Source organism: Phenylobacterium sp. J426, from assembly GCF_024699945.1.
GTDB lineage: Bacteria > Pseudomonadota > Alphaproteobacteria > Caulobacterales > Caulobacteraceae > Phenylobacterium.
Genome location: NZ_JAJOMY010000002.1, coordinates 90234 through 106376, shown reverse-complemented (window position 1 = coordinate 106376; position 16143 = coordinate 90234). Strand labels below are relative to the sequence as shown.

The 16143-nt window shown below is 65.4% G+C and carries 15 protein-coding genes and 1 pseudogene; 14 read left to right on the top strand and 2 right to left on the bottom strand.

Translation table 11 applies throughout. The features are described 5' to 3' along the window. Positions 1–758: 758 nt before the first annotated feature. From LRS10_RS22165 to LRS10_RS22135, 7 genes are all read left to right on the top strand, one after another. Positions 759–1625: a UTP--glucose-1-phosphate uridylyltransferase gene (locus tag LRS10_RS22165; protein WP_257839337.1), complete on the top strand. Its 867-nt coding sequence runs from the start codon at positions 759–761 to the stop codon at positions 1623–1625. Between the two features lie 102 nt (positions 1626–1727). After that, the gene (locus tag LRS10_RS22160) at positions 1728–1970 is read left to right on the top strand and encodes a hypothetical protein (protein WP_257839336.1); all 243 of its coding nucleotides are present in this window, start codon (positions 1728–1730) and stop codon (positions 1968–1970) included. Positions 1971–2205: 235 nt separating this feature from the next. Beyond that, positions 2206–3090, top strand: a complete 885-nt coding sequence (locus LRS10_RS22155) for an ABC transporter permease (protein WP_257839335.1) — start codon at positions 2206–2208, stop codon at positions 3088–3090. Between the two features lie 7 nt (positions 3091–3097). Next, positions 3098–3688, top strand: coding sequence for an ABC transporter ATP-binding protein (locus tag LRS10_RS22150; protein WP_257839334.1), 591 nt, complete (start codon positions 3098–3100; stop codon positions 3686–3688). 4 nt (positions 3689–3692) lie between these two features. Continuing rightward, a complete protein-coding gene (locus LRS10_RS22145) occupies positions 3693–3839 on the top strand; it encodes a hypothetical protein (protein ID WP_257839333.1) in 147 nt (48 codons plus the stop codon). A gap of 91 nt (positions 3840–3930) precedes the next feature. Beyond that, a complete protein-coding gene (locus tag LRS10_RS22140; RefSeq protein ID WP_257839332.1) occupies positions 3931–4938 on the top strand; it encodes a cell wall hydrolase in 1008 nt (335 codons plus the stop codon). Positions 4939–5021: 83 nt separating this feature from the next. Beyond that, positions 5022–6383, top strand: a complete 1362-nt coding sequence (locus LRS10_RS22135) for a DUF1800 family protein (RefSeq protein ID WP_257839331.1) — start codon at positions 5022–5024, stop codon at positions 6381–6383. Between the two features lie 178 nt (positions 6384–6561). Here LRS10_RS22135 and LRS10_RS22130 read toward each other — a convergent pair whose 3' ends face one another. Then, complete coding sequence (locus LRS10_RS22130) at positions 6562–6684, bottom strand: hypothetical protein (protein ID WP_257839559.1); 123 nt, start codon at positions 6682–6684, stop codon at positions 6562–6564. Between LRS10_RS22130 and LRS10_RS22125 the strand changes: the two genes are divergently transcribed. The 5 genes and pseudogenes from LRS10_RS22125 to LRS10_RS22105 all read left to right on the top strand — a co-directional run bounded on the left by LRS10_RS22125 (position 6640) and on the right by LRS10_RS22105 (position 12286). Beyond that, positions 6640–7554 carry a DUF1501 domain-containing protein gene (locus tag LRS10_RS22125; RefSeq protein ID WP_257839552.1) on the top strand — a complete coding sequence of 305 codons (915 nt, stop codon included), beginning with the start codon at positions 6640–6642 and terminating at the stop codon, positions 7552–7554. The genes LRS10_RS22130 and LRS10_RS22125 overlap by 45 nt on opposite strands. A 70-nt stretch (positions 7555–7624) precedes the next feature. Next, positions 7625–7900 (top strand): annotated as a pseudogene (locus LRS10_RS25445) (DUF6065 family protein); the annotation flags it as partial. Positions 7901–7952: 52 nt separating this feature from the next. Next, positions 7953–9305: a DUF6065 family protein gene (locus tag LRS10_RS22115; protein WP_374571229.1), complete on the top strand. Its 1353-nt coding sequence runs from the start codon at positions 7953–7955 to the stop codon at positions 9303–9305. Positions 9306–9352: 47 nt separating this feature from the next. Then, the gene (locus tag LRS10_RS22110; protein WP_257839330.1) at positions 9353–10078 is read left to right on the top strand and encodes a hypothetical protein; all 726 of its coding nucleotides are present in this window, start codon (positions 9353–9355) and stop codon (positions 10076–10078) included. A 99-nt stretch (positions 10079–10177) separates the two neighbouring features. Further along, positions 10178–12286, top strand: a complete 2109-nt coding sequence (locus LRS10_RS22105) for an EAL domain-containing protein (RefSeq protein ID WP_257839329.1) — start codon at positions 10178–10180, stop codon at positions 12284–12286. Between the two features lie 337 nt (positions 12287–12623). Here the strand turns inward: LRS10_RS22105 and LRS10_RS22100 are convergent, their stop codons facing one another. After that, entirely contained in the window at positions 12624–13295 is a 672-nt protein-coding gene (locus LRS10_RS22100) for a hypothetical protein (RefSeq protein WP_257839328.1), read from the bottom strand. Between LRS10_RS22100 and LRS10_RS22095 the strand changes: the two genes are divergently transcribed. Together LRS10_RS22095 and LRS10_RS22090 are read left to right on the top strand one after the other, a co-directional pair. After that, positions 13282–14352 (top strand): hypothetical protein, encoded by a 1071-nt coding sequence (locus LRS10_RS22095; protein WP_257839327.1) that lies wholly within the window; start codon positions 13282–13284, stop codon positions 14350–14352. The genes LRS10_RS22100 and LRS10_RS22095 overlap by 14 nt on opposite strands. Before the next feature lie 330 nt (positions 14353–14682). Further along, positions 14683–16119, top strand: coding sequence for a ShlB/FhaC/HecB family hemolysin secretion/activation protein (locus LRS10_RS22090; protein ID WP_257839326.1), 1437 nt, complete (start codon positions 14683–14685; stop codon positions 16117–16119). Positions 16120–16143: the final 24 nt, after the last annotated feature.

Genomic DNA, 16143 nt, shown 5'->3' with positions numbered 1-16143 from the left:
ACGGCACTTCACGACGGTGTCGCGGACATCGAAGTCATGGCCGCCGCCAAGCACCGGCGCTTCGCACGCCCCACACCGATAGGCCGCCGGCGCAGTGGGCGGGATGTTCGCATCTGCGAGAACAACGGTCCGGCGGCCGATAAAAAGCCCTGGCACAGTGCGCATTGGGATGTAAGTCATGTCTTCGCCCCCTCTGAAGCAAGGAAGCGCATAGCATATTTTGTGCAGCGCACAATTCGCACTCTGCATTCCTACAACATGCTCGAGGTCGTTGGCTGAATTCGAGGCAGCCGAAAGCTAAGCCATAGTCATGCGCATCACACCCTATGGAGATGCGCCATGTCCTCGAACCTCGTGAAAGTTCTCTTCGCCGCCGTCCGCCCCAGAGGCCAGCGGCGGCCGTTTCGGGGACGACGGTGTGGTGGTCCTCTACCGTGGCGAGGCGCGCTACTACCCCTCCCCTTCGCATCTGCTGGCCTCGTTCCTGCCGCGAGCATCAAGCCGGCGGCGCATCTTGCCTGACTGGCCCATCTTTGCAGGCCTGACACCCGCGTTGGTGTTTGGGTCTCTGGCGGCCGGCGCGCTCTCCGGCGCCCGCGGCGTTCGCGCTCGGTCTGTGAGCGCCAGCGCTTGACGTGGGCGGGGCAAGGTACGGACAGGGCTTTGCGTTGAGCTCGCCTGTCCGCAGGCGTGCTCGAACGGCGATATCAGTCGACCCGAATCGCGGATAGAGTCTGTCGAAGGGGAAGGATCAACATATGAAGCGTGTGCGTAAGGCCGTCCTGCCTGTGGCGGGTCTGGGAACGCGGGTGCTGCCGGGCGCGAAGACGACGCCGAAGAACCTGCTGAACGTCGTGGACCGGCCGATCCTGTCCTACATCGTCGAGGAGGCGCGCGCCGCCGGCATCGAACACTTCGTCTTCATCGTCGGTCGCGGCCAGGGCGCCATCGAGGACTATTTCGACGCCAATCCCGAGATCGAGCAGGCGCTGGAAGCCAAGGGCAAGACCGACATCCTGGCCGAGGTGCGGCGCGATATCCTGCAGCCCGGCCAGATGAGCTTCGTGCGCCAGATGGCTCCTCTGGGGCTGGGACACGCCGTCTGGTGCGCTCGCGACATCATCGGCGACGAGCCGTTCGCGGTGATGCTGCCCGACATGCTGATGGCGGCCACGCCGCCGGCCCTGGCCCAGGCGGTCGCCGCCTACGAGAAGACCGGCGGCAACATCGTGGTCGTCGAGCCGGCGCCCGAGGGCGAAGCCCACAAGTACGGCATCGTGGCGCTGGACGGCCAGGACGGCCGGCTGAACCGCATGACCGGCATGGTCGAGAAACCCGCGCCCGGGACCGAACCCTCCAACCTGTTCATTTCCGGCCGCTATATCCTGCAGCCCGAGATCTTCGAGATCCTGGAGACCCAGGAGCGCGGCGCCGGCGGCGAGATCCAACTGACCGACGGCATGGCCAACCTGATGAAGGTCCAGGACTTCCACGCCCTGGAATACGACGGAACGACCTACGACTGCGGCGACAAGATCGGGCTGCTGCGGGCCAACGTCGCCTTCGCCCTCCTGCGCCCTGAACTGAAGGACGCCGCCCGCAAGGCGATCGAGGAGCTCCTCTGAGGTGTGTATTGGCGCCTCGAAAAAAACGCTGCAATTTGACGCAACTGAAAGATGGCGCTGAGGGGCTTGCTCCCCATCGGTCCGCACGGCAGAGGTCGTCGCATGATCAAGCAGCTCGACCCCTTCCAACTGCTCGGGACCGTCGACGGCGGGCGGGCGGCGGTGACAAACGTCCTGCGCGGCCTCGTGGGCGATCAGGAGGGGGTGTCGCTGGAGGTGCGCATGGCGGCTGCGCGGGCTCTTGTAGACCTCAAGTTGGGTCATTCGGTGGAGCTCACGCTCAGTCGCTTCCGGCAAGATCTGCAGGGCTCCGCAGCGCCTGACAGCGGCCAGCTCGGCGGCTAGAGGCCACTCCCCGGGCTCACGCCTCTGAGCTGATCTCCGCGCGTCGTTGCGCCGGGCTGCGCGCGGCGCTGGACGCTCCGTCCAACCGTAGAAGCCCGCATCAGGCAGCAGCCGCTGACACCGGCGCCGCCCCCTTTTCTCACGCTTGCGGCGGATCTAGAGGGGTGCGCCGCCAAGGAAGACTGATCAAGAACGCGGCGAAGCGGCGCCCTCCGAGTTCGCATGGCTCATCAGGATGGACGACGACCCGCAGCGCATGCGATGGATGCGCCCCGCAGGAGCAGAACCGATGGACGCCACTCCTCACATTCTCCGAACCGGAAATCACGGCCTTGCGATGGAGTTTCGCCGGGCCGTTCAGGACCTTGAGGCCTCACTGCGACGGTTCGGCCTTGCGTGGGCCCTGGCGCGCCACGACATCGCCTCGCGCTACCGCGGTTCAATGCTTGGGCCGTTCTGGATTACGCTCTCTATGGGGGTCGTCGTCGCGGGGACGGGAACGCTCTACTCCCAGTTGTTTCGCCTCGACCCTGCGACGCTGCTGCCCTACGTGGCTGTGGGGCTTGTGACTTGGACGTTCCTGGCGTCTTCGATCAACGAAGGTTGTGAGAGCTTCACCTCGGCGGCCAGCATCCTGCGGCAGAGCTCCATGCCGTTCTTCGTTTTCGTTTGGCGAACCATCCTGCGCAATCTCCTCACGCTCGCGCATCACCTTCTGATCATCGCCGTTGTGCTGTTCTTCGCCGGCAAGGGGGTTGGAAACGTCGGGGTTTCGCTCCTTGGATTGTTGGCCCTGATCCTGATCGCCACCCCGGCCGGCATGATCGCCGCCGTTTTATCGGCACGGTTCCGCGACGTACCCCAGGTCATCCAGGCGGTCGTTCAGTTCATGATGTTCATGACGCCGATCTTCTGGATGTCGTCCCAGGTCGGCCGCCATCACTACTTCCTGACGTGGAACCCATTTTATTACATGATCGACGCCGTGCGATCGCCGCTGCTTGGAATGCCGCTCGACGGCCGGACGTGGGGCGTGCTGACGTTCTTGATCCTGGCGACGTGGGTGATTGCGATGGCGACTCTCACGCGCACCCGCCGGCGCATCGTGCACTACCTCTGAGGTCAAGATGTCCCATATCGCTGTCACGAACCTCGGAGTCCGGTTTCCGGTCTATGGCGCCGATTCGCGGTCGTTGAAGAAGCATATCGCCGCCACGACGCTGGGCGGCCGGCTGACCAGCCAGGGCCTAGGCGTACAGGTGGTCACCGCCCTGGACGATGTCTCCTTCATGCTGAGACCTGGAGACCGCCTGGGACTTGTCGGGCCCAACGGGTCTGGGAAGACCACACTCCTGCGGTGCCTCGCCGGGGCCTACGAACCCGATGACGGCGTAGTTGAAGTCCGCGGTCGTGTTGCGGCGCTCCTGGACCTTTCTCTCGGAATGGATGCTCAGGCGACCGGGTATGACAACATTATGCTGAGGGGCCTGCTGGCAGGCATGACGGCCAAAGAGATCGAAAGCAAGGCTGACGCTATCGCCGAGTTCTCCGGGCTTGGCGAATATCTCCGGCTGCCATTGAAAACCTTCAGCGCCGGCATGGTCGCCAGGCTCGCGTTCGCCGTCGTCACGGCCATGGAGCCGGACATACTTCTGCTCGACGAGTGGATCGCGGTGGGGGGACCAAGCGTTTCGGGATGCCGCCCACACGCGTCTTGAGGCCATGGTGGAAGGGGCCGGCGTTGTTGTGCTCGCTTCCCATGACCTCGATCTGATCGGCAGCTACTGCAACAAGGTCATGCGCCTGGAAGGTGGTCGCGCCTCGGATGTTCGACCGATTCAGGAGATGACGTCGCTGCTTGCCGCTTAGGGCGACGCGGCGCCGCAGGTTGCCGCCGGTTATTGGCCGAAGGCGACCGGTCTGCTAAACGCGCCGGCCGCCTAACGCACAGGAGCGCTGCGTGTCACGTTTCCTTTCCCGGCGAGTGCTTCTGGTGCTGGCCGGCCTGTTGCTGGTAAGTGCAGGCCTGGTCGTCGCCTACCTTCGCCAAGCGCACACAGCGACGCTGGCTGCGGCTGAAGCCGATAAGGCGGTCCTTCAGCCGGCGATGGCGCCGATACCTCAGCAGGCCTACGATTTGGCTCGGGGACCGCAGCTTTTTCAAGCGCTTACGCCTGAGGAAGCGCGTCGCAAGAACGCTGAGACACCGTTCTCCATCGAGCCGATCATCGCGGCGCGACCGTTCAAACTGCCGACAGACAGCGGGTTGAATCATGCGCGCGCTGTGACGTGTCTTACGCAGGCGGTGTACTACGAGGCTGCAAACGAGCCGCTGCAGGGGCGGCGGGCCGTGGCGCAGGTGGTCCTGAACCGGCTCCGCTCGCCGGAATATCCCAAGACGGTCTGTGGCGTGGTGTTCGAGGGGTCCGAACTCCCAACGGGCTGTCAGTTCACCTTCACCTGTGACGGCTCCATCGCGCGACCGCCGGAGCCGCGGCTCTGGAAGGAAGCCGAGGCCGTCGCCACGAGGGCGCTCGATGGGTTTGTCGAGCCTTCAGTGGGGCTCGCAACGCACTACCATACTGACTGGGTGGTGCCCTACTGGATGGGCTCTCTCGTCAAGCTGAAGCAGATTGGCGCGCACATTTTCTACCGGTGGCCGGGACGGGCAGGCGCTCCCCAGGGCTTTCAGGGGGTCTACGCCGGGGTCGAGCCGGCCGGAGAACTACTACGACCTCTCGAGCTCGCCGCCCTGGAGGCCTCGCCGCCGGCCGCCGTCGAGACCTCGCCTCAGGCCGAGCCCGTCCGGCCTGCGACTACCCCCGTGGGCGATGATCACGCAGCGGGCGGCGCCGGATCCCGCGCGGAGGCGGCGCCTCTCGTGCGGCCGCCGTCGGAAGCGCCGCCGCCCCCGGGCTTCGAAAAGGCCGACAGCTGGACGCCGCAGCCCGCTTGGCGCAGGTTCTGAGTCCGGCGAAGCGTGACAGCGGCGTCTGCGCGGCCTAGTCTTGTCCGGGGCAAGCAAGTTCGGCGGCAGCCGGCGGGTGGCTCATGACTCAAGAGCAGGCGCGACGACGCGCCGTGCAGGCTGCGAAGCGCTTCGGCTACGGTCCATCGTCTGAGGGTCTTTCAAAGGCGTTCGTTGAGGATCCGCAGGCGGCTTTGCTGAGCGAGCTAAGGCAGGGCCTGCAACCCCTGCCTGGGCGGCCGCTCGGATCGTCGCGCGAACTTTATCGCCAGAAGCGCGATTGGGAGCGTCTCCGGGAGGCGCGCGCGGCCGGCCGCCCCGTCCCGGCCGATCTTGCGGGACGAGAGGTGCTTCAGCCCGAAGCGCCGCAGCATCAGAACGAGCTCCGCGCCCGCGCCCGCGCCATCGCGGCCGCGGGGACCGGCATCAACGAACGCCTCGCGTGGTTTTGGAGCAATCATCTCTGTGTCTCCGCCATGAAGAATGGCTGGGTTTCTGTGCTCTCCGGCGCCTATGAACGTGAGGCGATCAGGCCCCACCTTGGGGGCCGCTTCGAAGAGATGGTGCTCGCCAGCGCCCGGCACCCGGCGATGCTGACCTACCTCGACAATCGCAGCTCGATTGGCCCGCAATCGCCAGAGGGACGAAAACGCGGCCGCGGATTGAACGAGAATTATGCGAGGGAGCTGCTTGAACTGCACACGCTAGGGGTGGACGGCGGTTACAGTCAGCGTGACGTGCTCATGCTGGCGCGCGCGCTAACGGGTTGGACCTACGACGAAGAAGGCGTCTTTCGGTTCGCCCTCGAGCGTCATGAACCAGGGGCCAAAATTATCCTCGGCCAAGTCATCGCAGCCGGCGGCGAGTCTGAAGGCGAAGCAGCCATCCGCGCCGCCTGCCGGCGCCCGGCGGCCGCACGCTTCATCGCAACCAAGATGGCGCGACACTTCGTGAACGATACCCCCCGACCCGAACTGATCGCCCACCTGGAAAGAGCGTTCCGCGACAGCGACGGCGATCTGTCAGTGCTGCATGAGGCGCTGCTCACCGCACCGGACAGCTGGCGGGAATTCGGCGCAAAGGTGCTAACGCCACAGGAATTCGTGTTCACAAGCACACGCGCGCTTGGCTTCGATCCCCATGGCGTAGATCTGACGCGGTGGCTGCGGGCGCTTGGCCAGGATGCCTGGAACAGCGCGGCGCCCGATGGCTATCCTGACACCCGCACAGCTTGGTTGACGCCCGCAGGGATACAGGCGCGGATCGACACCGCCTACCAGATTTCCGGCCATACCGACGTCCGAGTCCGCGATCCTCGCGCGCTCTGCGCCGCCGTGCTGGACGCCCTCGCCACGCCGCAAACGGTGGCGACCGTGCGGGGCGCCCCTACAGTACGCGACGGCCTTGTCCTGCTGCTTTCGGCTCCGGAGTTCCACCGACGATGAGTTCCGTTTCGAGGCGCACCCTGCTGACCAGCGGCCTTACCGCCGCAGCATGGGCCCTGGCGCCCCAGGCCTTGGCCGCTGCAGGCGCCCGTGATCGCAGACTGATCGTCGTTGTTCTACGTGGCGCAGCCGATGGCTTAGCCTTGGCCCCCCCGTGGGCGACCCAGCGTTCGCCGAGTTACGTCCAGAAGCCCTCGCCGACGCCGTCAAGGGGCGACGGCTCGACGGCCTCTTCGCCCTGCACCCCGATCTGTCGGTGCTCGGGGAGCTGTTTGCACGGCGTGAACTGATCGTCGTTCATGCTGCGGCGAGCCCCTATCGTGAACGGTCGCATTTCGACGGACAGCAGGTGCTGGAAAGTGGCGGCGCCCTGCCCCGCCAATTGGATACCGGCTGGCTCAATCGTGCCCTAACCGCAATCCCGACCGGACCGAGGCCAACGTCCGTTCGACCGATCGGGGTCGGGCGAACGGCGCCCTTGATCCTCACTGGCGCCGCCCCGGTGACCACCTGGGCGCCGCCGAGCCTCCAAGGCGCCGGGGCCGACATCTACGAGCAGCTGTCGAAGCTCTACGCCTCGACGGATCCCGAGTTCGCCGCTGCGCTCCACGGAGCCTCCGCGCTCCGTGGGGCTGCTGGAGGCTCGGCCAAAGGATTGACGCGGGCCGATCGCCTGATCGCAGAAGCCCAGCAGGTCGCCCGCCTGGCGGCGGGGCCCGAGGGACCGCGGGTGCTCGCCTTGACGATCGACGCCTGGGACACCCACGAGCAGGCGTTCGCCAAAATGGCCACGCCGGTCGCCGTTCTCGACGGTGTGGTCGGCGCGTTTCGGGACGCTCTCGGGCCCCTTTGGCGCGACACCTGTATCCTGGCGGTGACTGAGTTTGGCCGCACCGCGCGCCTCAACGGCACGCGGGGGACCGATCACGGCACGGCTTCGGTCGCCTTCGTCGCGGGCGGTGGGGTTTCGGGCGGGCGCGTGCTCGCCGACTGGCCCGGCGTCGCGGGGCCGCAGCTTCACGAGGGGAGGGATCTTCGCCCGACGCTCGATCTTCGCGGCCTCGCCAAGGGTCTCCTGATGGAAGCGTTTGACCTCCACCGGTCGCGGCTTGATCGCGATGTCTTCCCCGGCTCGGCCAGCGTCCCCGCTCTTGTCGGCCTCTTAGCCTAAGATCGGCTGTATTGCACCGGCGACGAATCCGCTCCATCACTAAGTCTCAACCAAAACGCAAATATGACGCATGGATCTGATCTGCTATGTTCATCCCGGCTGGCGCCCCCACATCCGGCCCGCACCGCGTGAGCGCGCCTGGATGGACGCCACGCCCGAGAACTTCGCCTATCGCTGCCTCCCGTTGGATATCGCCAACGCTCACGGTTGGGAGGTGCTGAGCCCCTGCACCTTCGAAGCGCGGTGGCTTGGCGGTCTCAGCGCCCAGGACATCGAGTTCCGCTTCCCTGACGGTCTGCCGCAAAGCCTGGCCCCAGTCTCGATCTTCGGCCAGGGTGTGATCACTTTCCACATCGACGGTCTTTTTCCGGACCGAAACGGGCTGGAATCTGTTCGTCATGGGGCCGCCCAATGCGCCGAAGGATGGCATCGGCGCCCTCGCCGGGGTGATCGAAACAGATTGGTCGCCCTTCACCTTCACCATGAACTGGAAGTTCACGCGGTCACAACATTGGGTGCGGTTCGAGGAGGGCGAGCCGATCTGCTTCTTCTTCCCGGTGGGGCGCAACACGCTGGAATCCATCACACCGCGATTTGCGGATATCGACTCCGATCCCGACCTGAAGGCCAAGTTTGCAGCTTGGGACGCGAGTCGAAGCGAATTCCACGCCCGCCGATCAGAGGGCCTGCCGACCGAAAAATGGCAGAAGCATTACTTCCGCGGCGTGACGCTCGATGGCTGTCCGGGCGTGCCGGATCATCGGACCAAGCTGCGCCTGGCCCCGTTCGAGCCGGCCATTGAACCGAACCGGTTCACGGGGAGCCTGCCAAGCCTCGCCAACGAGAACGCGCCCTCCGAGCCTGCGAGCGGTGCGGCGCACCTCGCGAGCATCCAACTGGCCAAGCGGGACTGGCTGCTGGATGTGATCGAATCGCATCGCCAACTCGGCGGCGATGGAATTGATAGATTGGAGGGACTGACGACGGACGAGTTCTTCGAACAGTTCTATAAGAGCCATCGTCCCGTGGTGCTGGGTGGCGAACTGGCTGACTGGCCGGCGCTGACCCTTTGGACGCCGGAGTACCTAGCTAACAAGGTGGGTTCGGCGCCAATCGAATACCAGGGCGGCCGAACGGAAGCGCCAGATTATGAAGTCCGCAAACATGATCATCGCCGGACAATGCCGTTCGATGACTTCGTGCGGATGATTACGGCTCCAGGCTCGGGGAACAGCGCCTATCTTACGGCCTATAATTTCAAGTCGAACCATAAAGCCCTAGCGCCGCTTAGAGCGGACGTACGGCCGCTGTCGAAATTCCTCGACCCCGAGTCGCCGGATGCGGCTGGTCAATGGTGGATCGGTCCCGCCGCCACCTTCACGCCGCTGCACCATGACCTCACGAACAATCTCGTGGCTCAGGTTAAAGGACGCAAGCAGGTTCTGCTGGCCCCTGCGGCAGATGTCGGCAAGCTTTACAATCATCTCCATATGTTCAGCGAGGTTCGCGATCTTCAGGACGCGCAGCTGAACCTAAATCTATACCCTCAGCTGAAGGATGCGCGGCTCTATGAAGTGCTCCTAGAGCCCGGAGACGCGCTCTTTATACCCATCGGTTGGTGGCATCAGGTCCGTGCGCTCGATTTCAGTGTAACCATTACTTACGTGAATTTCAGGTGGCGCAACGACTGGCACCTCAGCTATCCGCAAGAGCTTGAAGGCATCCACTTTCGATCAACTCGTGCCCGTTAGTTGACATTGCCGGGCGGCGCTCTACGCTGTGCTCGGGAGGATCGATCGTGCTGACAGGCTTGTTTGTAGCGGCTATCGCGAGCGCTTCAGCCGCCGTGGCGCCGCCAGCTGATGACTACGGCTATGTCGCCTGGTGTCGCGGGATGCTGGGCCAGTACATCGACCTACACTCGGCTGTGCTCCCCGAAGTCACGCGCATCGAAACCGCGTACCGGGCGCCTGGATCCAGCCTTGCAGCGGATTTGAAGGTCTACACGGACCTGCAGACGGCGGCCCGTCGGCACAGATTGAAGCTCGACCTTGCCCTTTGGGCTGCGGAAGCCACCGGCCAGGCAGACGCCTCGGCGCGGGCAGCCGCCATCGCGAGGGGTCGGGCGGCTTGGCCGACGTTGGAGGCGGTGGGCGCGCGCACGCTCGCGCAGGCTTGGATGAGTTGGACCTTGCCTGCCAAGTGCGACAAGATCGCAGACCGCCTCCAGGCGCGAGCGGCGACCTTCGCGCGAAGCGCGCCGCCACCGCGCGTGCAGGTCGCGGCAGCCGAGCAACCTCCGCCGGCGCGCGTCGCTTTCGACCCGATCTCGACGTCTCGGGAACGTAACCCAGTCTTAGACCCGAGTTTGGAGATGGGCGCGGGTCCGCCAGGATCGGCGCCTGTCGCGCAGCTTGCCAATGTTGTGGCGTCGAACTCTGGCGCCCTGGACGCGCGATGCCGGGCAGGAAACCAGAGCAGCTGCCGTGTTCTGGCCCGGGAGCGACGCAAGTCGGGCGGGTGAGTTCTGCAACCGCACCGCGAAAATACGGCGCCAGTCGCCCTTCCTTCGCAGACCCTCGCCCGCTAAGCTGCAGCGCGACAATGAGGAGCGTCAACGCGGGTGGAAGCAGGCCAGCAAGGCGAGGTGGACTGGAGGGTTCGGCTCTCCGAACGCGCCGCCTTGGCGACTCGGGCCGCTGCGATTGGGATTTGGGAATGGAACCTGCGGGGTTCGAATCACATCTGGGACGACCAGATGCGCGCGCTATACGGTTTCACCGCGGATCAACGGATAGATCTGCCGAGCATTCTCCGTTCCATCGACGACCGTGACCGGCAGCGTGTCACCGCCGAGCTTGAAGCGGCATCGCGAGGCGCGCCATTAGATACGGAGTTCCGGGTACGCACGCCCGAGGGTGCAACCCGCTGGCTTCGTACGATGGGCGAACTTGCCCAAGACGGCGGCGTCGATGGTCAGCGCATGATCGGTGCGACGTGGGATGTGACCGCAGGCCAGGTCATGGCCGATGCGCTGCACCAAGAGAAAGAGCAATTGCACGTCACCCTCGCTTCCATCGGCGATGCGGTGGTGGTGACCGATGTTCTGGGGCGGGTCCGCTTCATCAACGCTGCGGCGGAGACACTGCTCGCCCTTGATGCCCGCGCGGCGGTGGGGCGACCTCTAGACTCCGTCATGGACCTACGTTCCATCGTCGACGGATCGAGCCTTGACAATCTCGCCCTCACCTCAATCCGTCAGGCCGCCACGCGTTTAGAGCGGCTAGCTTGGCTCACCACGTCGATCGGCGCCACCTATGAGATCCAGGCGACAGTCTCCTCAATCCGGACGCGACACGGCGACATCATCGGCGCAGTGCTCGTTGTGCAGGATATCACTGAGGCCCGACGGCTCGAGCGCCAGCTGAGACACGCTGCGACCCATGATCCCCTCACCGGCTTGGCGAACCGAGCCTTGCTTCAGGAGGCGCTGGGCGAGGCCGTAGAAGCCGCTGTTCCGGGCGGCCCGCCGCACGTGCTCTGCTACCTCGACGTGGATCAGTTCAAATTGATCAACGACACGGCTGGGCATGAGGCTGGCGATCACTATCTCCGCCAAGTCAGTGGTCTCATAAAGACGCTTCTCCAACCGAATGATCTGCTCGCGCGCATCGGAGGCGACGAGTTCGCCCTGATCCTGCGGGGTCGGGACGCGAAAGACAGCATCGCCACGGCGGAATCGATTATCCAGACGGCGACGAATTTCCGGTTCGTCTGGAAGGACCGTGTCTTCCGCACAGGGCTCAGCGTCGGCATGTGCCAGATCGACGGCGCCTTCTCTCCTGGCGAAGTGCTAAGCCACGCGGACATGGCTTGTTATGAGGCTAAACTCGCCGGTCGGGGACGCGTCGCCATGTTCGAGCCAGGCGACAAGGGCATGGCTGAACGTCGCCGGGAAATGGCTGTCGTCGCCGGCATGCGCGACGTCCTCAGCGAGAACCGGCTGATCCTGTTCGCCCAGCCAATCGTGGCCGCTAACGATGGCGACGAGGAGCGCCGCTACGAGCTCCTTGTCCGGATGATCGATACCAGCGGAGACCTCGTCGCCCCGGGCGCCTTTATCCCAGCGGCCGAGAAATTCGACCTCATGGCTGAGATCGATCGGTGGGTTCTGGAGGAGGCGATCGGACGGTTGGGACCTAAGATCGCTCGATTGAAGTCGCTGCGGATCTCAATCAACCTGTCGGCTAATTCGCTGAACAATCCCGGAACTTTGGTCCAATTGATCGAGCTGCTCGACCGTTCACCCATCCACACCTCATCGCTCACGTTCGAGATCACCGAGACGGCGGCCCTGAATAATATTGCCACGGCAGGCGGGGTGATGGAGCGCCTCCGCGCCTTGGGGTGCAGCATTGCCTTGGACGATTTCGGCAGCGGCCTAAGCTCCTTCGCTTACCTAAAGCACTTCGCGGTCGATAGCGTGAAGATCGATGGAAGCTTTATCCGCAACATCGCCCGCGATGAGACGGACCGCGCTATCGTTGAATCTATGAACGCCCTAGCGCATCGACTCGGCGCATCCACGGTGGCTGAGTTCGTTGAGGACGAGGCGACCATGGAGGTTGTTCGCTCGATCGGCGTCGACTTCCTCCAGGGGTACGCCTTCGGTCGACCGGCGCCTTTCGAGAAGATCCTTGAGGACTTGGCGGCGGAACTCGCGTCCGGCTAAGCCGCTGAACGTGACGCGACCGTCTCGGTGACAGGCTGCTCGAGTCGTCAGCTGGGTCGTTCTTAAGTCAACCGCGCGCATGGTTCAGGGCCGTCCAGCGCCGAATCCGATCCCATTGGTCGCGACGAGGTCGTACGCCGACCGCCTCGCATGCGCCTTCTAAGTTAATCGGAAATCGCGAGCGTAAGCCTGCCCGGCGACTTCAAACTCGGCCTTACGGCGTCTGGCCGATGTCGCCGCGCGAGCCTAGAGGCAGGCGCGCAAGCAAGACTTGCGCGTAACGCAACGATCGCTTGTCATCGATGTCGAGTTGAGCTTCTATGCAAGTCAGACGTACTTATTCATGTTCGGTCTGCCCGGCAGTAAGGATTGATGTCATGGCTACTCGCACACGCACTTTCGTCGCGCTGACCGGCGCGTCCGTCCTTACACTGGCGCTTGGCGGCTGCGGCTCGAGCGGACACAGCTTCAGCCTGACGCCGGTTCCAGACTCGCCGCCAACTTCCCCTACGTCCCCGACTTCGCCTACGTCGCCCACCTCGCCAACTTCCCCTACGTCGCCGACGTCCCCGACTTCGCCTACGTCGCCCACCTCGCCGACTTCACCCACGTCGCCGACGTCTCCGACTTCGCCCACCTCACCCACGTCCCCGACGTCCCCGACTTCGCCTACGTCGCCGACTTCGCCCACCTCACCCACGTCGCCGACGTCGCCCACCTCACCCACGTCGCCGACGTCGCCCACCTCGCCGACGTCGCCCACCTCGCCCACGTCGCCCACCTCACCCACGTCGCCCACGTCGCCCACCTCACCCACGTCGCCCACGTCGCCCACCTCACCCACGTCGCCGACGTCTCCGACTTCGCCGACGTCTCCGACTTCGCCGACGTCGCCCACCTCGCCGACTTCACCCACGTCGCCGACGTCTCCGACGTCGCCCACCTCACCCACGTCGCCGCCCACCTCTGGATCGCTTCTGGAAGGTCTGGCGAAGGTGGTGGTCGTCAATGAGACTCTGCTGGGCTCGAAGGACGGCGGAGCCAGCCAGCTCATCGGCGCAGCGGTGATCGCGGATGAGCAAGCCAAAGGCCAGCTCGCCACCGCCAATGTCGCGGCTAACGGCCAGCTTCTAAACGTTCAGGCGCCGGGGGCCGGCGCGCCTGCGAGCCAAGCGGTGCAGAACCTCACCGCCAAGGCCGGCGAGGCGCTTGGCGATACGGTCCAGCAAGTCGCTGCCGGGCCCGTAGGCCAAGTGCTCGACGACGCCAACGGCAAGCTCGGCGAGGCGACCAGTCAACTGCTCGGCGGCTCGCAGCTGCTGAATGTAAAGGTTGCTGGCGTCCAAGTCATCGGCTCCGGATCCGACGCCTCGGTTGGAATCAGCGTCCTGTCGCCAGCCCCCGCCGCCGGCGCCACGGCCTCGGCTGATGTGCTCGCCGGCGGTCAGGTGCTGAACCTGCAAGCGGTGCATGGCGCCGGCTCGACCCTCGCCCAAGGCGGCGCAGTGGGCGACTTGGCCGGCAACCTGCTGGGCGGCGTCAGCGGTGCTGCGGCTCCGCTCGGCGGCGTGGTCCAGACAATCAATGGCGTCGTCGGCGGCGTCACGGGCGGCTTGCCGGGCCTCCCTGGCGGCGGCGGCTCCGATCCCACTGGCGGTCTTGTCGGCGGGGTCGTGGGTGCGGTCACCGGCGTCGTCGGCGGCGTCACCGGCGGCTTGCCGGGCCTCCCTGGCGGCGGCGGCTCCGATCCCACTGGCGGTCTTGTCAGCGGGGTCGTGGGTGCGGTCACCGGCGTCGTCGGCGGCGTCACCGGCGGCTTGCCGGGCCTCCCTGGCGGCGGTGGCTCCGATCCCACTGGCGGTCTTGTCGGCGGGGTCGTGGGTGCGGTCACCGGCGTCGTCGGCGGCGTCACCGGCGGCTTGCCGGGGCTCCCTGGCGGCGGTGGCTCCGATCCCACTGGCGGTCTTGTCGGCGGGGTCGTAGGTGCGGTCACCGGCGTCGTCGGCGGCGTCACCGGCGGCGGATCCTCCGCCGGACTCCTGGGCGGACTGCTCGCCCCCAAATAGGCCGTACGCCTTAAGGTTTGACTCGCCTGTCGGCGGGGAGGTTTCCTTCACGCCGACAGGTTCGCCTCGGGGGTTCGGATGGGGTTGCGTTTCGTGTGTGTGGCGGCCGTGGCGGCCGTTTTACTGCCGCCGGTCGGGAGCTCGGCCGCCCAATCGGGCTCGCCGAGTGTCTCACCTCCGGTGGGGGTGGGTGCGAGCCCCACCGGCTCGCTGATTCTCGATCAACAGCGCCCCGATCGCGGACCTTTGGCCCCTGGCACGCCACCGCCGACGATGCCGCCCGTCACCGAGGGCGCGGTCGCCGGCGCTGCTCGACCGCCGGCTCAAGTCATGATCCGCGCGATCACCCTGCGTGGCGCGAGCCTGCCGGAAGCGCAGTTGAAGGCCGCTTGGGCGCCATTCATCGGGCGCGCCCTTGATACCTCGACGCTACAGGCGCTGGCGAACGCCGTCACCGGCGTCTACGCAAGCTCGGACTTTGCGATCTACAAGGTCTTCATCCCCGTCCAAACGTTCGCGGGCGGCGAGGTGGTGATCGCTGTCACCGAAGGCTACATCGGACAGGTCGCGATTACCGGGGATGTCGAGACGCGTCACCTCCGGTTGCTGAAAAAGTACTCGGCCAAGCTCACTGAGGAGAAGCCGCTGCAGAAGCCGCGGCTGGAACGCTACCTCTCGCTGATCCGGGATATCCCCGGCATGGTCGTCGAGCCGAAGCTCACGGAGAGCCGTATCGAGGCGGCCTATCTGCTGACGCTGGACATCGAACGCAAGCGCGTCTCTCGGGAAATCACAATCAGCGACCGCGGTACGCCGCGGCTCGGCAGGACGCAGGCCCAAGCGGTGCTCGTCGTGAATAGCCTGTTGCAGCAGGGCGACCAGACGCGGATCACCGTTGCCGCGCCCGTCGAGATCGACCCATTCCAATACTATGCGATCTCCCACTCCGCGCCGATCGGGAGCGAGGGCCTGCGCGTGACCGCAAGCATCGGGCGTCTCCGCACACGACCGAAAGACAGTCCCATCACGGGGGAAGCGACCACGGCTGGCGTGGCCTTCACTTACCCACTGATCCGCTCATACGGTGAGAACCTATATCTGACCGCCGGCCTCGACGGACAGGACAGCGACAACGCCGTCTATGGCCAAACGTTCTCGAGTGACCACACACGGGCGGCTCGGCTCAGTCTGTCCTGGAGCAAGCAGTCGGCCCGTCAGGCCGATGCGATCAGCGCCACCGGGAGCTGGGGACTCGACATCCTCGGGGCAGATGCGGACGCCCGGTTGACCGACGACGATTTCAAGAAACTGAATCTCTACCTTGGCCGTGACCGCGCTCTTGGCGAAGAATGGGTTGCGAGGTGGCGGGGAACCGCTCAGCTGAGCGACGGCCGATTGCCCGCCGCCGAACAGCTGGCGCTCGGCGGCGAGCAGTTCGGCCGAGCCTTCGGCTCGGCGACGCTGACAGGCGATTACGGCGCGGCCGGCTCGTTTGAGCTGGGCTGGAGCTCTAAATCGCTGTGGCCGCGGTCGCTCGACGGCTCGGAGCTCTACGGCTTCGTGGACTGGGGCAAGGTCTGGATTCGTTCGCGCTTCGACGGCCTGCTTCCGGAGCAGGAGCATGATCTCGGGTCCGTTGGGGCCGGCGTGCGATTGAACTGGCGGCGGAAGGTTGTCTTCAATGTTGAGGGCGCGAAGGCGATCGAGACGCCGTATGGCGACGACGATCCGTGGAAACTTTTGTTCGGCTGGCGCTCGTTGTTCTAGCTCGGCCAACCCTACCAAGGAAAA

Excerpts from the sequence above, each read along its gene's own strand:
- LRS10_RS22165 (WP_257839337.1), top strand. The coding sequence starts at position 759 with ATGAAGCGTGTGCGTAAGGCCGTCCTGCCTGTGGCGGGTCTGGGAACG.
- LRS10_RS22160 (WP_257839336.1), top strand. The coding sequence starts at position 1,728 with ATGATCAAGCAGCTCGACCCCTTCCAACTGCTCGGGACCGTCGACGGC.
- LRS10_RS22155 (WP_257839335.1), top strand. The coding sequence starts at position 2,206 with ATGGACGACGACCCGCAGCGCATGCGATGGATGCGCCCCGCAGGAGCA.
- LRS10_RS22150 (WP_257839334.1), top strand. The coding sequence starts at position 3,098 with ATGTCCCATATCGCTGTCACGAACCTCGGAGTCCGGTTTCCGGTCTAT.
- LRS10_RS22145 (WP_257839333.1), top strand. The coding sequence starts at position 3,693 with ATGGTGGAAGGGGCCGGCGTTGTTGTGCTCGCTTCCCATGACCTCGAT.
- LRS10_RS22135 (WP_257839331.1), top strand. The coding sequence starts at position 5,022 with ATGACTCAAGAGCAGGCGCGACGACGCGCCGTGCAGGCTGCGAAGCGC.
- LRS10_RS22130 (WP_257839559.1), bottom strand. The coding sequence starts at position 6,684 with ATGAACGACGATCAGTTCACGCCGTGCAAACAGCTCCCCGAGCACCGA.
- LRS10_RS22115 (WP_374571229.1), top strand. The coding sequence starts at position 7,953 with ATGGGGCCGCCCAATGCGCCGAAGGATGGCATCGGCGCCCTCGCCGGG.
- LRS10_RS22090 (WP_257839326.1), top strand. The coding sequence starts at position 14,683 with ATGATCCGCGCGATCACCCTGCGTGGCGCGAGCCTGCCGGAAGCGCAG.